This window comes from Streptomyces sp. Q2 (assembly GCF_056820935.1).
Genome location: NZ_JBXEJE010000004.1, coordinates 253,140 through 269,647, shown reverse-complemented (window position 1 = coordinate 269,647; position 16,508 = coordinate 253,140). Strand labels below are relative to the sequence as shown.

Here is a 16,508-nt window from a genome sequence, read left to right as displayed (position 1 = left end):
GCACGCGCAGTACGCCGCCGCGCTGCCGCTCGCCGAGGCCGCGACCGCGCTGGCCTGGGCCGGGGACGCGGTGTCCGGGCGGGCCTCGGAAGGGCCCCGGCGCCTCGCCGCCGCCGTACGGGACAACACGCACACCGGGCCGCTGCCCGCGCCCTCCCGTTCCGGGCCGGGACTGCGTGCCCTCGACGACGCCCTTCTGCACGCCGCCGAGGCCTTCGACCGGGGCAAGGGGAGTGACCTCCACACGCGTCGGCGTGGGGTGGGGGACGTCCTGCGCACCGCCTTCGGGGCCGGGGGCCGGGAGTACGGGCTGCGGGTCGCCCTCTGCTTCGGGGCCAGCGTGGGCGCGGCACAGGCGCTGCACCACGCACGCTGGTACGGGGAGCACACGCACTGGTACTGGCTGCCCGCCACCGCCGTGTTCCTCGTCAAGCCCGACCTCGGGCCGCTCGCCTCCCGCGTGCTGTGCCGTGCGGCCGGGACCGTACTGGGGGCCCTCGTCTTCGCCGGGTTCGCCGCGGTGCTGCCCCGGCCGGAAGGGCTCGTCGCGCTGGTCGCCGTCAGCGGCGCCCTGATTCCCGTCGCCACACGGCACTTCGCGGCGCAGACCGCCGTCGTCACCGTGCTCGTCCTGTCGCTCGTGATGGTGGGCGGCGAGCCCCAGGCGTCCGCCGGACGGATCGGCGAGACCCTGCTTGCCTGCGCGATCGTGCTGATCGTGGGGCACCTGCCGATGCCGGGGCAGCGCGCGGGTGGCGTGCGTGCGCGGCTTGGCGTGGCGGTGAACGCGGCGCACGCGTACCTCGCGCACGTCCTGCGCGAGTCGGACGCGCACCTGGGGGGCAGTGGGGGCAGTCCCACGGCCCGCACGGGGACGGCCCGCGCCGGCACCGCCCGCACCGACTCCGACGCGCGTGCCCTGCGCTGGACCCTCCGCCGCGAGGCCTACCGCACGCTCGCCGCCGCCCGGACCGCCGTCTCCCTCGCCGGCGCCGAACTTCCCGCGCTCGCGCGGCACGCCGAGGGCGCGGACGAAGTCGCCGACACCCTCGAACAGCTCGTCGACACGACCACCGCCTGCGCCGTGCACCTCGACGACACCGGGCGCCTCACGCCCGAGCAGGCCGAACGCCTGGTCGCCCTGCTCGACGAACTCGCCGGTCACCGGGAACGGGTGGGGCTGCGGTCGCCGGACATTCCCCTCGCCGTATAGGCGGGCGGGGGCTCGTCGCCCCGGGACGGAGGAGCGGCGACCGGATGCGCGGATCCGCTCACGCGGGGCGACCACGGGGTCGTACGTTGGCGAGATGAGTGACTCACCGGCCGAGCGCACCGCCCGTGGCGGACCCGCCGCTCTCATCGTCACCGGCTGCACCGTCCTCGTGCACGACGAGGAGGAGCGGATCGGGTTCGCGGAGGACGCCGCGATCGTCGTACGGGACGGCGTCGTGGAGTCCGTGACGAGTGCCGCCGCGGTCGCGGACCGGCCCGCAGCCGAGCGCCTCGACGCGCGCGGCCAGGTCGCCCTGCCGGGGCTGGTCAACTGCCACACCCATGCCCCGATGGTCGCGCTGCGCGGGCTCGCGGAGGATCTGCCGACCGAGGAGTGGTTCAACGACGTCGTCTGGCCGGTGGAGTCCAACCTCACCGAGCGGGACGTCGAGTTGGGGGCGCAGCTCGCCTGCGCCGAGATGATCCGCGGCGGGGTCACCTGCTTCGCGGACCACTACTTCAGCATGGACGCGGTCGCCTCGGTCGTCGCCCGGTGCGGGATGCGGGCACTTCTCGGCGAGGCGTACTTCTCCTCCCAGGGACCCCGAGGCCGGGAGAAGTCCCTGGAGTTCGCCCTACGGCACCGTGGCGGCGCCGGCGGCCGCATCACCACCGCCCTCGCCCCGCACGCCCCCTACACCGTGGACGACGCCGACCTCGCCGCCACCGCGGACCTCGCCCGCGAGCACGGCCTCCCCGTGCACATCCACGCCGCCGAGAACCGCGACCAGACCGACACCAGCCTCGCCCGGCACGGTGTGACCCCGATCGAGGTCCTCAAGCGCACCGGGATCCTCGACACCGACGTCCTGCTCGCGCACGGCAGCGGCATCGTCGAGCGTGACCTGCCCGTCCTGCAAGGCGCCGCGGGCCGTACGGCCGTGGCCACCGCACCCCGCGGATACCTCAAGTTCGCGTGGCCCACCACCACACCGGTGCGCGCCCTGCACGACATCGGCATCCCCGTCGGACTCGCCACCGACGGCGCCGCCTCCAACAACTCCCTCGACGTGTGGGAGTCGATGGCCCTCACCGCCCTGATCCAGAAGTCCACGACGGGCGACCCGCGCTGGCTGACCTCCCGGCAGGCACTGCACCACGCCACGCTGCAGAGCGCCCGGGCGGTCGGTCTCGGCGAGGCCGTCGGCAGCATCGCTCCCGGGCGGCGGGCCGACATCGTCCTGGTCGACCTCACCGGCCCGCACACCCAGCCGGTGCACGACCTCGCCGCGACCCTCGTGCACAGCGCCCGATCCTGCGACGTCCGGACGACGATCGTCGACGGGCGGATCCTCATGCGCGACCGCGAACTGCTGACGATCGACGTCCCCGCGGTCGTGGCGCAGCTGGGGGAGCGGCTGCCCGCACTGGTCGACCGGAGTCACGGCAAGCGGATCCAGGACTACGACACCTGAGAGGGCCCGACACCTGAGAGGGCCCGACACCGGAGAGGGCCCGACACCCGAGAGGCCGACATCTGGGCGGGCCCGGTGGGCGGACCCGGCATCTGAGCGGTGCCCGGCATCGGGGCGGGCCCGGAAGAAAAATGTCCGAAGCGGCGATGAGTACCGTCCCGCCCGTCGGTCACCACTCGGAACGGACCGTCGCACAGGAGGAGCCATGTCGCTGCCGGAGATCGTCTCGCGTGCCGAGTGGCGCGCGGCGCGTGCGGAGTTACTGCTGAGGGAGAAGGCCGCCACGCGCGCGCGGGACGCGCTGTGCGCCGAGCGGCGCCGGCTGCCGATGGTCGAGATCGACACGGAGTACGTCTTCGAGGGCGGCGACGGCAAGGCCACGCTGCTCGACCTCTTCGAGGGGCGCGACCAACTCGTCGTCCACCACTTCATGTTCGCGCCCGAGTGGGACGCCGGCTGCCTAAGCTGCTCGGGATTCCTGGATCAAATCGGGCATCTCGCGCACCTGAAGGCACGCGGTACGACGTTCGTCGCCGTGTCGAGAGCGCCCTACCCGAAGATCCTGCCGTTCAAGGCGCGGATGGGCTGGACGGTGCCCTGGTACTCGTCGTACGCGAGCGACTTCAACCTCGACTTCGCGGCGACCCTTCCGTACGAGGGGAAGCTCGTCGAGCGGCCGGGCGTCAGCTGCTTCCTGCGGGACCGGGACCGGCTCTTCCACACGTACTCGACGTACGAACGCGGTCTCGACGGGCTGGGCTCCACCACCAGCCTGCTGGATCTCACCGCGCTGGGACGACAGGAGGAGTGGGAGGAGCCCAAGGGGCGCGCGTCGGCCCTCGGGGCGCCGGCCGGCAGGGAGCGCATTCGGTATCACGATGAGTACGATGAATGACACGAACGGTAACGAAAGTGACCGGTAGGTAACCGAGTCCTCACGCTGCGCGCTGAATCCGTGTCAACTACGTCTCAGTCCCGCAACCGACCGAGGCTTTCGGCCTCCGGAGAGCGTTAACTCCTCACAAGCACGACGCTTTCTGGAGGTGCAGGGTGGTGAACGGGCGAACCGTGCTCGAACGCTTTCCCGCAGGTGGGCCGCGAGGCTCGTGGCCGGCGGAGGAGTTCGCGCAAGCGCGACGACTTGAAGGCATGCCCGCCGAGGTCGTGATGGACCTGGCGACGGACACCTTCCTGGTGATCGTGCGGAGTGGGGAGGCGGCGGCCGACGCCGTCGCGTGAGGTCAGCCCGCCTTCGGGGCGGGCACCTTCGCCGTGAACTGCTCCGCCTGGAGCGAGTACAACTCCGCGTAGATCCCGCCGGTCGCCAGAAGTTCGTCGGGCGTCCCGGACTCCACGAGCCGCCCCTGGTCCAGCACGTGCACCAGGTCCGCGTGGCGCACGGACGCCAGCCGGTGGGTGATGAGGATGACCGTCTGGCCGGTACCGGCCAGGGCGCGGATCTTCTCGAAGACCTCCAGCTCGGCCCGGGCGTCCAGGGCCGCGGTCGGTTCGTCGACGATCAGGATGCTGCCCTGCCGGTAGGCGGCCCGGGCGATCCCCAACCGCTGCCACTGACCGCCGGACAGCTCGTGCCCGCCGCTGAAGTTGCGGGCCAGCAGGGTGTCCAGGCCGCGCGGCAGGTCCGCCAGCACCTCCTCGGCCCCGGCCTCCCCGACCGCGCCGGCCACGCGTTCGTCGGTGAGCGGGGCCGAGGAACGGCCGACCGCCACGTTGACGCGGGCTGTGAACGGCCACCGCTTGAAATCCTGCGCCACCATCGCGACGCGCTCCGCGAGCAGATGCCGGTCCGCGCCCGCCGCGTCCACGTCGTCCCACAGGATCCGGCCCCGGTCGGGGGCGTACAGCCCGGCCAGTAGCTTCACCAGCGTGGTCTTGCCGGAACCGTTCTCACCGACCAGCGCGACGATCTTGCCGAGGGGGACGGTGAGGGTCACGTCGTCGAGTGCGGGTCGGGCCGCGTCACCCGGGTAGCTGAAGGTGACGTTCTCGAACCGGATCTCCCGTGGATCGTCCGGCAGGGCGGCGCCGCCCACCGGGATCGCCCGCTCGGCCGCCTCGACGTAGAGCCGCTGGAGGTCGCCGACGAACAGCGCCTCCTCGTGCAAGGAGTTCATCTCCACGACCAGGGTGGCGAGGCTCTGCGAGCCGGTGCGGATGGCGATCACGGCCGTGCCCGCCACCGACAGCGCCATCGCGCCGGCCAGTAGGAGCCCGCCCAGCGTCGCGTACGTCGCCGCCGTGGCCAGACCCGTCCAGGCCGCCGCGATCAGCCCCGTACGGGCCGCCAGCCGGGCCAGGCGGGCCTGTTCCGCCTCCGCCGTCTCGGACATCTCCCGGAAGTGGCGGAGCAGGAACGGGCCCACGCCGTGCACGCGGATCTCGGGAGCCGCCTCCGGCTCGATCAGCAGGGCCCCGAGCAGCCGTCCCGCGCGCGCGTGCTGCACCCACGTGTGGAACGACTCGTAGCGGCGGCGCGCGTTCGTCAGCGCGCTCCAGGCACTCGGCAGGGTCATCGTCACCAGCAGCGGCAGCAGTGCCGGGTGCAGCACGGTCAGGACGCCCGCGGCCGCGACCAGCGAGATCATCGCGTTCACCACGCGCGTGGCGTACGAGATCATCCGCCGGGCGGAGGTGGCGCCGTACTGCGCGGTGTCCAGCAGCTTGTGGAAGGCGTGGTCCTCGATCGCGGCCAGTTCCACGGTCGCCGCCCGCTCCAGGTACCGCTCGGTCGCGACCCGCTCGACCTTGGGCTCCAGGCGCCCGGTGGCGTACGTCGACGCCGCCCGCAGCAGCGCCCCGACCAGCATCACCGAGGCCATCACGACCAGGGCGGGCACGGCACCGCGCAGCCGGTCCTCCAGGGCGCCGCCGCCGATCAGCCGGCCCAGCACGCTGTTCACCGCGAGCAGGCTCACCGCCTGGGTCAGGCCCCGGCCGACCTCGGCGGCCAGTACGGTCCGGGCGGCGCGCCGGTCGGCCTGCCAGGCGAGCCGGAAGCTCGCCGTCAGCAGGGACGGCAGGCGGGTGATCATGGCCCGGAAGTTCAGCTCCAGGAACGCGTCCGCGTGCGAGTTCCAGCCCATGTCGTAGCGCAACGGGCCGCCGAAGAGCAGCTGCTCCGACTCGGAGACCTCGGGTGTGTGCGGGCCGCCCTCGTCGCGCCTCTTTCCCACCGTCGACCTCCCGCGATCGTGGACGAACGGCCACTATCGCGGGGGCGGACACCCGAGGGGCAGGGCGTGTGCCGAAGAGACGGGAGCGCGCGGGCGCACACCCACGGGGTTACGCGCTGACCGGCCGGGACCAGGTGGGTGTCGTGCCCGTGAGCCGGCACAGTGCCAGGAAGAGCGGTATCGGCGGGGTGTACGGAAGCGTGCCGTCCGGCCTGTGGATCAGGTCGGGGACGGCCGGCGCGTCGGGGACCCTCGCTCCGGTGGCGTACCGCGCGGGGGCGGGCCACTCCAGGGCGTAGTCCGAGTCTGCAGGAACGATCCACCACCAGTGCGTCTCGTCGGCGTAGACGCACCCCATCTGCGGCAGCCGGGACCTCAGCAGCGGGCCGAGGCGGGCGGGCACCGCCACCGCGTCACAGCCCAGCGGGGCCGTCATGCCCTCGGGCAGGGAAAGGCCGCGCGGGGTTCCCGGGGTGGGCAGCGCGCGACGGAGGCGGACCAGCGTGTCCAGGCTAAGAACCTGACCGCCACGGGTCCCGGCTGTCACAGCCTCCCCCGATCCCGGCTCCGCTTCGTCGGGGGTGTTCCCGTGGCCCACGTCCCGTGCGGACGTGCCTCGGTGTCGGGCCGCGCTCGGTGATGTGCCGTTTCTTCTTCTTCCCACGCGGGGCGGGTCGAAGGTCCGTCAGTCGCTTCGGCGGCCGTCCCGTGGTGCGCCTGTGCCGCGTCCTCCTCGCCCGAACCGCCGGACGGCTCCGGCTTCGGGCGGGCTCCCCAGCCCAGGTCGTTGCGCGGGACGTCGGCGTCGTCGCGAGGGGTGTCGCCCTTGCGCGGCAGCTCCGCCCAGACCAGCAGTCCGGGTCCGGGGCCGTGCTCGTGGGCCCCCCAGCTGTGACAGAGCGCGTCGACGAGGAGCAGTCCCCTCCCCTGCTCCTCCTCGGGCCGCTGCGCCGACGGGTGCGTCTCACCCTGCGCGCAGCCCTCGTCGCGTACGGCTATGCGCACCAGGTCGTCACCGTCGTGCAGCTCGCAGACGACGCGGCGGCTCGCGGTGTGGACGATGGCGTTGGTGACCAGCTCGGAGACGACCAGGGCCGCCGAGTCGCAGGTGTCCTCGCAGACCGACCAGTGGGTCAGCCGGGCCCTGGTCAGCCGTCTGGCCTGCGCGGGAGAACCCGGGTGTGCGGCCAGCTCGAAACGGAACCGGCGCGCGGCAGCGGCCCTGTCGGGGCCCACTCCCACGGCGGCGCCGAGACCGGTGGGGCGGTCCGCAGCGGCGTCTGTTCCTAAGGGCGGGGACGGAATCACGCTTGCCACTATCGCCCCGCCGTGAACACTTGGCAAGTGTCACTCTGAAAAATGCAGAGTGCCGCGTGACGCGGTGAAGTGCCGTGGCACACTGCTCGCAACAGCACGTCGAGCGGCGCCAGTTGGGATCCCCGAAGATCCGTACAGATCTTCGAATAGGTCTTCGAATGGCGCCGTAGGGCTGTCAGCATGCTTTTGTGACCGGCCCGATCCCTTGGTGGCCGTACTGTCGGGGCTTTCCTGTCAGGGACTTTGTGGAGGTGGAGGGTGAGCGAACCGCGGTCCGCGCCGACGGTCGGCCAGGTCGTCCTCGGTCGGCGCCTGCTTGACCTGCGAGAGCGCGCGGGTCTCAAGCGTGAGGAGGCCGCCCGTATCCTCCGCGTCGCCCCCGCCACGGTCCGCCGTATGGAGATGGCCGAGGTCGGGCTCAAGATCCCGTACCTCCAGCTGCTTCTGAAGGCCTACGGCGTCACCGACCTGGAAGCCGAGGGCTTCGTCCAGCTGGCCGAGGAGGCCAACCAGCCCGGGTGGTGGCAGCGTTTCCATGACGTCCTGCCCGGCTGGTTCTCGATGCACGTCAGCCTGGAGGGCGCGGCCGCCCTCATCCGCCAGTACGAGCCGCACTTCGTTCCGGGCCTGCTGCAGACCGAGGACTACGCGCGCGGGGTCCTGCGGTCCGGGGCCATCGGGCAGACCAGCCCCGACGACATCGAGCGCCATGTCGCCCTGCGCATGCAACGCCAGGATCTGCTCACCCGTCAGGACGCCCCCCGGCTGTGGGTCGTGATGGACGAGACCGTGCTGCGCCGCCCCGTCGGGGGCCCGGAGGTGATGCGTGCCCAGATCGACAAACTGCTCGACGCCACGAAGCTGCCCAACGTCACGCTGCAGGTCGCCCCGTTCGCCAACGGGCCGCACCCCGGCACGTACGGGCCCTTCGTGCTGTTCCGATTCGCCGTGCCGGAACTCCCGGACATGGTTTACAGCGAGTACCTGACCGGCGCCGTCTACCTGGACGCGCGCACGGAGGTGGCGACCCACCTCGAGGTCATGGACCGCATGGCGGCGCAGGCCGCTACGGCACATCGCACGAAGGAGATCCTCCGGGATCTCCGCAAGGAGTTGTGAATGGATCGCATCAAGCCGCGCCTCCGCGTCTACAACGGCATGCCCGCGCGGGAGTTGGGGAGCGAAGGCTGGCACAAGCCGTGGAGCGGCGGCAACGGCGGGAACTGCCTGGAGGCGATGAAGCTCGCCGACGGCCGGATCGCCGTGCGCCAGTCCACCGACCCGGACGGTCCGGCGCTGATCTACACCACGGACGAGATGACCGCGTTCATCGAGGGCGCGAAAGCGGGGGAGGCCGACTTCCTGCTGTCGTGACGTGATTGGCTGACTGCTGACTACTGCTCAACTGCCTTGTACTGGTTCTGAATTGATAGACGCCGATAGGCGCAGGTAGACGCAGATAGATATTTGATGGGTACTGAATTAATGGTTGAGATCGACACCGGCAAGCCCCACCCGGCGCGAATGTACGACTGGTACCTCGGCGCCAAGGACCACTATCCCGTCGACGAGGCCATGGGCCGGCAGATGCTCACGCTCGACCCCCGGGTGCCGGTGATGGCACGTGTCAACCGGGCGTTCATGCACCGGTCCACGCGCTGGCTCGCCGAGCACGGCGTACGCCAGTTCCTGGACATCGGCACCGGCATCCCCACCAAGCCGAACCTCCACCAGATCGCCCAGGGCGTCGTGCCCGGCGCACGCGTCGTCTACTGCGACAACGACCCGATCGTCCTCGCCCACGCGGAGGCCCTGCTGCGCGGCACGGACGAGGGAGTGACCGAGTACCTCCAGGCCGACGTGCGGGATCCCGACGCCATCCTCGAAGGCGCGGGGAAGATCCTGGACTTCGGCCGGCCCGTCGCCCTCTCGCTCATCGCGCTGCTGCACTTCGTCTCCGACGAGGACGGCGCGCACGAGCTGGTCGGCCGGCTGCTGTCCGAACTGCCCTCCGGCAGCTACCTGGTGGCCAGCCACGCGACCGCCGACTTCACGCCCGAGGAGTCGAAGGCGGCCACTGAGAAGCTCAAGGCCGCCGGCGTCACGCTGGCGCTGCGCTCCCGTGAGGAGTTCGGCCGCTTCTTCGACGGCCTGGAACTCGTCGAGCCGGGCGTCGAGGTGCCGCAGCACTGGCATCCCGAGCTGGGGGAGCCGGTGCCGGGGCAGGACGACGGAGTCATTCCCGGGTACGGGGCGGTGGGGCGCAAGGCCTGACGGCAGGCCTGGCGGCGGTCGCCGCCCGTACGGTGGTCGCAGCCCTTACGACAGCCACTGCATCGCGGTGCGAGCACTTGCGATGCAGTCCTACGGCGACCGCAGGCCCTACAGCGAGGACCAGATCCGCCGGGGCGCGTCCACGAGACGGCTCACCATGACCACCGGAAGCGGCGGCTGCTCCGCCTTGCTGGGGCTGAGGTTCAGCCCGTAGTAGATCTGCTCGATCGACGGCGGTCCGACCGCGAGATTGCGCCGGACCGCCGCCGCGGACGACTGCTCCCCGGTCTGCACGAGATACGCCGCGGACACCGCGCCCGTACGGCCGACTCCGGCGCCGCAGTGCACGAACACCGGCCCGGACGCCTTGGTGACCACGTCGAGGAAGTGCCGCACCTGATCGGGCTTCGGCGTCTGCCCGTCGCGAATGGGCAGGTGTACGACCTTCATCCCCGCCTCGCGGGGTCCGGCGAGCTGTGCCGCGCTCAGGTCCTCGGCGCGCAGGTCGACGACTGTGGTGATCCCCAGGTTCGCCAGCGTCCGGTAACCGGCCGGGGAGGGGGCGGCGCCGCGCCACAGCCGTCCCTCGGCGTCGACCGGCTGGAAGTGGTGTACACCCTGCACCGTACGAGTCCCGGCCGGAGCCGGGGTCTCCTCGCGCGCCCAGTACGACACGGCCAGGATGCCCAGGGCGCCCGTGGCCCACAGAGCGAGGTAGCCGACCAGCACGACGAGGAGCATCCGAAGTGCACGCAAGGGGAACGGGCGGGCGATGTAGGCAGGCGAGGGCAGGGTTGAGCTGAGGACAGCCATGGATGACCCGGGGGCTGGGGGACGGGGTGTATGTCGATGCTAACCCGGATAGCCTATGGCGGTCTTGTCCGTGTACGTACGGCTATGTGATCGCGGGGCGGGATCTGGGGGTTTCGGGGTCTTCCTCCAGGCCGTGGGCCGGTGAGGGGGTCTCCATGCGGTCGCGGGCGGGTCGGTGGCTTCCACGAGTCGCGGCGGGTGGGCGAGGGGTCTTTCGCGAGGTGGGGGGTGGGTGAGTGGTCTTCCGCGAGTCGCGGGTGGGCGAGGGGTCTTCCACGAGCCGGGGGCGGGTGAGTGGTCTTTCGCGAGGTGGGGGTGGGCGGGGGGTCTTGCATGAGGCGGAGGCGGGTGAGTGGTCTTCCGCGAGCCGCGGATGGGCGAGGGATCTTCCAGGCGGGCGCGGGCTGGTCAGCGGGCCTCCGTCGACGGGGAGCGGAGGGTTCAGTAGTCGTCCTTGTCCGCGTCGCCGATGCCGACCACCGTGAGATGGGCGCGTTCGAGGGTCGCGTCCTCCAGGCAGCCGCGCAGCCGCAGCCGGTCGTGGTCGGTGAGGGCGGGCCGGACGACCCCGGCGAACAGGCCGTCTCCCAGGTCACCGAGCGCCGCGTGCCGCAGTGGCACGGACGTGGAGTCCCGGCAGCGCTGCCAGACCTGCTGTGCGGCGAGAGACCGCCGCTCGTCGGTCATGTCCGTGCCCCGCATGTCGACCCGGACGACCAGGGAGGTCGCCGCGCTGTCGTTCGCGTCCTCGTCCCGGGTCTGGGTGAGATCGGCGAGGCCCGCGACGAGCGCGACGACCAGGGCGGCGACCAGGACACCGACGGTGGACACGCGCGCGGTGCGGCCTATGGAACGGGGGACGGGCTGCGGCAGGTCCTCCAGGTCCTCCAGGTCGCCATGGGCGGCCGGATCGGGTGCGGCGAGCACCGCCAGTCGTCCGGCCAGCCGCCGCTCGGCGGGACCGGCCGTCGCCGTCGCGACGCGCTGCACCACCCAGGCCACGCCGGACAGCAGCACGCCGGTGACCATGAGGACCGGCACGAAGACGTACGTGCGTTCCGCGGGGTCCTCGAGCCAACGGAACCGTCCGCCGCCGGTGAGCTCCGGCTCCGGCTCGGGCGCGGGACGCAGCCGGGCCAGCACGTCCTCCTGCCGGGCGGCCAGCTCCCGCTGCCGCCGGTCGGAGTCGCGCACCCGCTCCTCGATCCGCGCGAGCCGCCCCAGCAGCACGAGGCCGAGCAGCAGCACCTCGACGACCACCAGCAGCACCCCGCACAGAAGGGCCCGCTGCCACTGCCACCGGTACAGGTAGACGACGAGATACGTCCCCGCGCCGGCGGCGGCGAGGCTTCCGAAGACGTAGGCGACCCTCCTCATGGCGCGTCCCCCAGCCCTAGGCCACCGGTGGTGCCGTCGACGGTGAGGCGGGAACCGGGCGGGTAGCGGCGTACGGCGTCGGTGGCACCGACGACCGTGGGGAGCCCGAACTCCCGTGCCAGCACCGCGAGATGGGACAACGGGCTGCCGGTCTGGGCGACCAGGCCGGTCAGGCCGGGCAGCAGCGGAGCGAGCGCGGGGTCCAGCGTGCGCACGACGAGCACCGCGTCCGACGGCCGGGTCCCCGTCCCGTCCCACACCGTCCCGACCGCGCGCCCGCCGGACACACCCCGCACACCGTCACCGCGACCGCCGTCGCGCACGGCGACGACGACCGAGCCCTCCGCGAGCCGGAAAACGTCCGGCAGCGGGGGCGACGCGGACCGCGGCACGCGCGCGTGGAGATCGCCCGGCAGGGCGCCTCCTTCGAGTACGACGACCAGCTCCCGCCAGCGCAGTAGGCCGACGCGATCCACGCCCAGCCCCGCCCTCCGAGCCCCCTCCCGTACGAGCCGGACCTGAAGCTCCTGCACCCATCGGATACGGAGACGGAGGGCTTCGCGGGGCGGCAGGGCGGCGGTCGCCGCGGTGGTTGTTGTGGCCGCTCGTGTGGCTGGAGCGGAGGTGGTAGTTGTGGCCGTTGGTGCCAGCGTCGCGAAGGTGGTCGTCGTGGCCGGTGTTGTGGCTGGAGCGAAGGTGGGCGCTGTGAAAAGCGGGCGAGGCGGGGCAAGACGTTCGGTGACGGCGAGGTCGGGTTCTTCGGCCGAGTCGGCGCCCGGGGTGCGGACAGCGGTCCTCTGGGCGGCGGACGGTGCGGCCGGCTGCCGTCGACCAGGTGTGACGCCCTCCCGGCTCGGTACGACCGGCAGCCGCTGCCGGCCCCGCAGGCTCGGCGCGATGAGGGCCAGGATCACGGGGTCCGCGGCGACCAACCGGTCCTCGGGTACGCCCAGGGCGCGGAGGTCTGCCAGGGCGGCCAGCGCCGTGCCCGCCGCCGTACGGCTCCTCGTCGGCTCGCTCAGCAGGGCGCCCGCAAGCGCCTCCTGAGCGTGCAGGGAGACCAGGACCATGCGGGCCCAGCGGAGCTCTGTCACGAGGTCGGGATCGGTGAGGGCGGTCGGCGACGGGATCTCCGCCAGCCGGCGGTCGACGTCCGCCGCGAGGTCCGTCGCGAGGCCAGGCAGCGCCGCGGTGAGCCGGCCCACCCGCCATGCCGCGCCGAGCCTGCGCGCACCCGGGGCGGGATTGAGCAGCGCGAGCCATGGGTGCGGTGGCTCGGCGGCGCCGACGAGGCGCAGGTCGGCGGCGGCCCGCCCGCCTACCGTCGTGACCGCCGGCACCGTCCGCAGCAGCCGGCGCGGCGCGCTGCCTCCGAGGTCGAGCGCGGTGGCGAGCCCACGGGCCATCGGCGCCACCCACAGGTCCTCCTCCAGCGGCTGGAGCTGCTCCGGCAGTGTCTCCGCGACCGGGCCGGGCCCGAGCAGCCGCGCCCGGCGCGCGGGCCGCGCCGCCATCGCCGTGATCGGCCGGCTCTGGAACAGCCACAGCCGCCCGTCCTCGTCGAACCCGAACTCGATGTCCTGCGGCCCGCCGAAGATCCGCCGGGCCCGCCGCGCGAGCCGCGCCAGCCGGAACAGTTCGGAGCGGGCGAGCGGCGCTTCCGTCTCCCGCCGGAGAGGGCGGGCGCGCGACTGGTAGGAACCGGCGAGGTCGGTGCGGGGGAGTGGGGTGTCGGTCTCCGGTCGTTCCGTCCGCAGGAGCCGGCCGCGCGTGCTCAGCCAGTAGTGGGATCCGCTCTGCTCGCCGCTGACCAGGCTGTCCGGGCCGCCCCACACCGCACTCACCAGCAGCCGGTCGGCCCGCCCCTCGACCGGGTCGGCGCCGAACATCACCCCGCCGACCCGGGCCGGAAGCATCGTCTGCACGAGCACCGCCATGGGCGCCGTGGATTCGTCGGGCCGGTGCGCCGAGTCGAGCACGGTCTGTACGGCCGTACGGAAGTCCGGCCAGCCGCGCACGTCGAGCACGGAGGTGAACCGGCCCGCGAGAGACGACTCCTGCGTGTCCTCCTGAGGCGACGAGGAGCGCACGACGAGCGGGCGGGCGCCGCCGTCGGAGAGGTCGAGCCAGGCGCGCCGCAGGGCGACGGTGTCGCTGCCCCTGCCGGGCGGGATCACGAAGCCGGGGAGCACCGGCAGCCCGGCGCGGGCCGCGCGGGCGAGGTTGGCGGCCTTGGACCCCGCGAGCCACGGGAGTGCGGCGCCGGGCCGGTCCAGCGGGACGGCGGCCGGAGCGTCGGCCGGGACGTCGGCCTCGAACGGGCCTGGCACGCCCGGACCCCGGGCCCCTTCCCGGTCTCGCGCACCTTCTCCGTGACGTTCGTCGAGCGTCGTCATGAGCGCCCTCCAGGACCGACCGCCAACAGGGGGGACGCGCTGGGGTGGCCCTGCACCTGACGGCGGAACGAAGGATGGGACGGGCCGCCGCAGATCGGATCCGGACATCGCGGCAACACGCCTCCTGTTTCGATGATCCCACCGCACCTCTGATCCTTGTAGCCCGTAAGCCACTTTTCGGATAGATGGGAGGGAATTAGCCGGGAGGGAAACAGCCGGGGGCAACAGCCCGGGAGGGAAACAGCCGGGGGCAACAGCCCGGGAGGGAAACAGCCGGGGGCAACAGCCCGGGAGGGAAACAGCCGGGGAAATCAGTGCAGCGGTGCGACGGCGCCCAGGCTTACTCACCCGGCGGCAGCACCCCGCACAGCGCCTCCAGCGCCGCCCCGTACGCGTGCTCCGAGGGTGTCGCATACCCCACGACCAGGCCGTCGCGGGCCGCCATGTCGGTGTCCGGGTGCCGGAACTCGGCGAGGCCGTCCAGGGCGACGCCCTGCCAGGCGGCAGCCTTGACCGTGGAGCGCTCGGTGCCGGGCGGCAGCCGCAGCACAGCGTGCAGCCCGGCCGCGACACCGGTGACCTCGACGTGCGGCGCGTGCGTGGCGAGCGCCGCGGCGAGCCGGTCCCGGCGGCTCCGGTACCGCTGCCGCATCCGCCGCACATGACGGTCGTACGACCCGTTGGAGAGGAAGTCGGCGAGGCTCAGCTGGTCCAGGACGCTCACCCACGCCTCCCGCTCGCCCTTGGCCGCGAGGACGCCGTCGACGTACCGCTCCGGAAGGACCATCCACCCGAGCCGAAGCGCCGGGGACAGGCTCTTGCTGACCGAACCGACGAAGATCACGCGCTCGGGGTCGAGCCCCTGGACGGCGCCGACCGGCTTGCGGTCGTAACGGAACTCCCCGTCGTAGTCGTCCTCGACGATCACGCCTCCACGCGCGCGTGCCCAGTCGACGACCGCGGCCCGGCGGGCGGGATCCAGCGGACCGCCGGTCGGGAACTGGTGCGCTGGCGTGAGCAGTACAGCCCGCTCGCGGCCCAGCCGTTCGACCTGGGCGCCGTGCTCGTCCAGGGGCAGCGGTACGGTCCGCATCCCGGCGGCGTCGAGAAGCCCCCGGTGGAATGCGAGCCCGTACGCCTCCACGGCCAGCGGACCGCGCAGTACCCCGCCTCCGCCCTTGCCCTCGCCCTTGCCTTGGCCGGACAGCAGCCGCAGCGCGTGCGCGAAGCCGGAGCAGATCACGATGCGGCCCGGTTCGGTGCGTACGCCACGCGCGCGTGCCAGGTATTCGGTGAGCGCCTCCCGCAGCTCGACGCGGCCGGCGGGATCACCCGGCCCGAACACCTCGCTGGGTGCCTGCTGGAGGGCCCGCCGGTAGGAGGCAAGCCAGGCCGCGCGCGGGAACGACGACGCGTCGGGGGTGCCCTGCCGCAGGTCGTGCCGTGGACCACGCGCGCGTGGAGGTGCCTTCCGGGGCACCCGCGCGGCGTGTCGCAGCGGTTCGACACGCTCGGCGACCCGGGTGCCCGAGCCCTGCCGTGCGGTGAGCCATCCCTCCGCGACGAGTTCCGCGTACGCGTCAGCCACCGTGTTGCGGGCGACACCGAGGTCGGCGGCGAGCGAGCGGTACGGCGGCAACCGGGTTCCTGGAGTGAGCCGACCGCTGCGCACGGCCTCGCGCAACGCCCGGAGCAGCGCCGCCCGTCGCCCGCCCGGGCCGGACAGCTCCAGATGCAGGTCGGCACCGATGCGCTCCGCGGAATTGACCCACGATTCGTCCATGGAAGTGCACCCTACAGCGGGTCTATCCGGCTCGTAGATTGATGCACATGACGACGAACACGATCGACACCACGACCACTGGCATCACGACCACTGACAGCACGACGGCTGGCAAAACGACGGCTGACGCCACGGCCACGGGCAACACGACGGCTGACGCCACGACCGTCGACTCCGCTGCCGCGAACGCCCAGGCGCAGGCCCGGCGGTCCCGCCTGGACTTCGCGAAGTCCGCCCCGAAGGTCTTCCGTGCCCTCGTCGGCTTCGACGCCGCCGCCCGCGGGGGCCTCGACCCCGCCCTCGTCGAGCTGATCCAGATCCGCGCCTCGCACCTCAACCACTGCGCGTACTGCCTCCACATGCACACGAACGACGCGCGCAAGGCCGGCGAGAGCGAGGACCGGCTGCACATGGTCGCCGTGTGGCGCGAGGCCCGTCACTTCTTCACCGAGAAGGAGCAGGCAGCCCTCGCCCTCACGGAAGCGGTGACCCTGGTCGCCGACGGCGGCGTCCCCGACGACGTCTACGCCCGAGCCGCAGCCCACTTCGGCGAGGAGGAACTGGCCCACGTCCTGGCCCTCATCCTCACGATCAACACCTGGAACCGGGTGGCCCTGTCCACGGGCAAGGTGGCGGGGACGGACGAGCGCCGCTAGGCGTTCGGGCG

At 72.6% G+C, this 16,508-nt stretch carries 15 protein-coding genes; 8 read left to right on the top strand and 7 right to left on the bottom strand.

The window, feature by feature from the left end; genetic code table 11:
• The 4 genes from ACWBNA_RS07065 to ACWBNA_RS07050 form a co-directional block, all read left to right on the top strand.
• The coding region (locus ACWBNA_RS07065; RefSeq protein WP_482703339.1) for an FUSC family protein at positions 1–1,213 on the top strand (1,213 nt) is incomplete at its 5' end.
• A gap of 94 nt (positions 1,214–1,307) precedes the next feature.
• Positions 1,308–2,687: an amidohydrolase gene (locus tag ACWBNA_RS07060; RefSeq protein WP_482703338.1), complete on the top strand. Its 1,380-nt coding sequence runs from the start codon at positions 1,308–1,310 to the stop codon at positions 2,685–2,687.
• Between the two features lie 205 nt (positions 2,688–2,892).
• Positions 2,893–3,582 carry a DUF899 domain-containing protein gene (locus ACWBNA_RS07055; protein ID WP_482703337.1) on the top strand — a complete coding sequence of 230 codons (690 nt, stop codon included), beginning with the start codon at positions 2,893–2,895 and terminating at the stop codon, positions 3,580–3,582.
• 158 nt (positions 3,583–3,740) lie between these two features.
• Positions 3,741–3,926, top strand: coding sequence for a hypothetical protein (locus ACWBNA_RS07050; RefSeq protein WP_383860647.1), 186 nt, complete (start codon positions 3,741–3,743; stop codon positions 3,924–3,926).
• Positions 3,927–3,928: 2 nt separating this feature from the next.
• Here ACWBNA_RS07050 and ACWBNA_RS07045 read toward each other — a convergent pair whose 3' ends face one another.
• The 3 genes from ACWBNA_RS07045 to ACWBNA_RS07035 all read right to left on the bottom strand — a co-directional run bounded on the left by ACWBNA_RS07045 (position 3,929) and on the right by ACWBNA_RS07035 (position 7,225).
• A complete protein-coding gene (locus ACWBNA_RS07045) occupies positions 3,929–5,791 on the bottom strand; it encodes an ABC transporter ATP-binding protein (protein ID WP_482703351.1) in 1,863 nt (620 codons plus the stop codon).
• A 199-nt stretch (positions 5,792–5,990) separates the two neighbouring features.
• Positions 5,991–6,428, bottom strand: coding sequence for a hypothetical protein (locus tag ACWBNA_RS07040; protein WP_482703336.1), 438 nt, complete (start codon positions 6,426–6,428; stop codon positions 5,991–5,993).
• Positions 6,425–7,225 (bottom strand): ATP-binding protein, encoded by an 801-nt coding sequence (locus tag ACWBNA_RS07035; RefSeq protein ID WP_482703335.1) that lies wholly within the window; start codon positions 7,223–7,225, stop codon positions 6,425–6,427. The genes ACWBNA_RS07040 and ACWBNA_RS07035 overlap by 4 nt, the downstream gene beginning before the upstream one ends.
• A 231-nt stretch (positions 7,226–7,456) precedes the next feature.
• Here ACWBNA_RS07035 and ACWBNA_RS07030 point away from each other — a divergent pair, with 231 nt between their 5' ends.
• The 3 genes from ACWBNA_RS07030 (at position 7,457) to ACWBNA_RS07020 (ending at position 9,472) form a co-directional block, all read left to right on the top strand.
• On the top strand, positions 7,457–8,317 hold the full coding sequence (locus tag ACWBNA_RS07030; protein WP_482703334.1) for a helix-turn-helix domain-containing protein: 861 nt from the start codon (positions 7,457–7,459) through the stop codon (positions 8,315–8,317).
• Positions 8,318–8,572: a DUF397 domain-containing protein gene (locus ACWBNA_RS07025; RefSeq protein ID WP_482703333.1), complete on the top strand. Its 255-nt coding sequence runs from the start codon at positions 8,318–8,320 to the stop codon at positions 8,570–8,572.
• 111 nt (positions 8,573–8,683) lie between these two features.
• A complete protein-coding gene (locus ACWBNA_RS07020) occupies positions 8,684–9,472 on the top strand; it encodes an SAM-dependent methyltransferase (RefSeq protein WP_482703332.1) in 789 nt (262 codons plus the stop codon).
• A 108-nt stretch (positions 9,473–9,580) separates the two neighbouring features.
• Here the strand turns inward: ACWBNA_RS07020 and ACWBNA_RS07015 are convergent, their stop codons facing one another.
• From ACWBNA_RS07015 to pdxR, 4 genes are all read right to left on the bottom strand, one after another.
• A complete protein-coding gene (locus ACWBNA_RS07015) occupies positions 9,581–10,213 on the bottom strand; it encodes a protein-tyrosine phosphatase family protein (RefSeq protein WP_482703331.1) in 633 nt (210 codons plus the stop codon).
• A 513-nt stretch (positions 10,214–10,726) separates the two neighbouring features.
• Entirely contained in the window at positions 10,727–11,662 is a 936-nt protein-coding gene (locus tag ACWBNA_RS07010; protein WP_482703330.1) for a hypothetical protein, read from the bottom strand.
• Positions 11,659–13,992 carry a PEP/pyruvate-binding domain-containing protein gene (locus tag ACWBNA_RS07005; protein WP_482703329.1) on the bottom strand — a complete coding sequence of 778 codons (2,334 nt, stop codon included), beginning with the start codon at positions 13,990–13,992 and terminating at the stop codon, positions 11,659–11,661. Before ACWBNA_RS07005 ends, ACWBNA_RS07010 begins: the two co-directional genes overlap by 4 nt.
• A gap of 406 nt (positions 13,993–14,398) precedes the next feature.
• The gene (gene pdxR / locus ACWBNA_RS07000) at positions 14,399–15,841 is read right to left on the bottom strand and encodes a MocR-like pyridoxine biosynthesis transcription factor PdxR (RefSeq protein WP_482703328.1); all 1,443 of its coding nucleotides are present in this window, start codon (positions 15,839–15,841) and stop codon (positions 14,399–14,401) included.
• Positions 15,842–15,882: 41 nt separating this feature from the next.
• Between pdxR and ACWBNA_RS06995 the strand changes: the two genes are divergently transcribed.
• Entirely contained in the window at positions 15,883–16,497 is a 615-nt protein-coding gene (locus tag ACWBNA_RS06995) for a carboxymuconolactone decarboxylase family protein (protein WP_482703327.1), read from the top strand.
• Positions 16,498–16,508: the final 11 nt, after the last annotated feature.

Coding starts and splice junctions, on each gene's coding strand:
- ACWBNA_RS07060 (WP_482703338.1), top strand. CDS start 1,308: ATGAGTGACTCACCGGCCGAGCGCACCGCCCGTGGCGGACCCGCCGCT.
- pdxR (WP_482703328.1), bottom strand. CDS start 15,841: ATGGACGAATCGTGGGTCAATTCCGCGGAGCGCATCGGTGCCGACCTG.
- ACWBNA_RS07015 (WP_482703331.1), bottom strand. CDS start 10,213: ATGCTCCTCGTCGTGCTGGTCGGCTACCTCGCTCTGTGGGCCACGGGC.
- ACWBNA_RS07020 (WP_482703332.1), top strand. CDS start 8,684: ATGGTTGAGATCGACACCGGCAAGCCCCACCCGGCGCGAATGTACGAC.
- ACWBNA_RS06995 (WP_482703327.1), top strand. CDS start 15,883: ATGCACATGACGACGAACACGATCGACACCACGACCACTGGCATCACG.
- ACWBNA_RS07010 (WP_482703330.1), bottom strand. CDS start 11,662: ATGAGGAGGGTCGCCTACGTCTTCGGAAGCCTCGCCGCCGCCGGCGCG.
- ACWBNA_RS07045 (WP_482703351.1), bottom strand. CDS start 5,791: ATGGGCTGGAACTCGCACGCGGACGCGTTCCTGGAGCTGAACTTCCGG.
- ACWBNA_RS07055 (WP_482703337.1), top strand. CDS start 2,893: ATGTCGCTGCCGGAGATCGTCTCGCGTGCCGAGTGGCGCGCGGCGCGT.
- ACWBNA_RS07025 (WP_482703333.1), top strand. CDS start 8,318: ATGGATCGCATCAAGCCGCGCCTCCGCGTCTACAACGGCATGCCCGCG.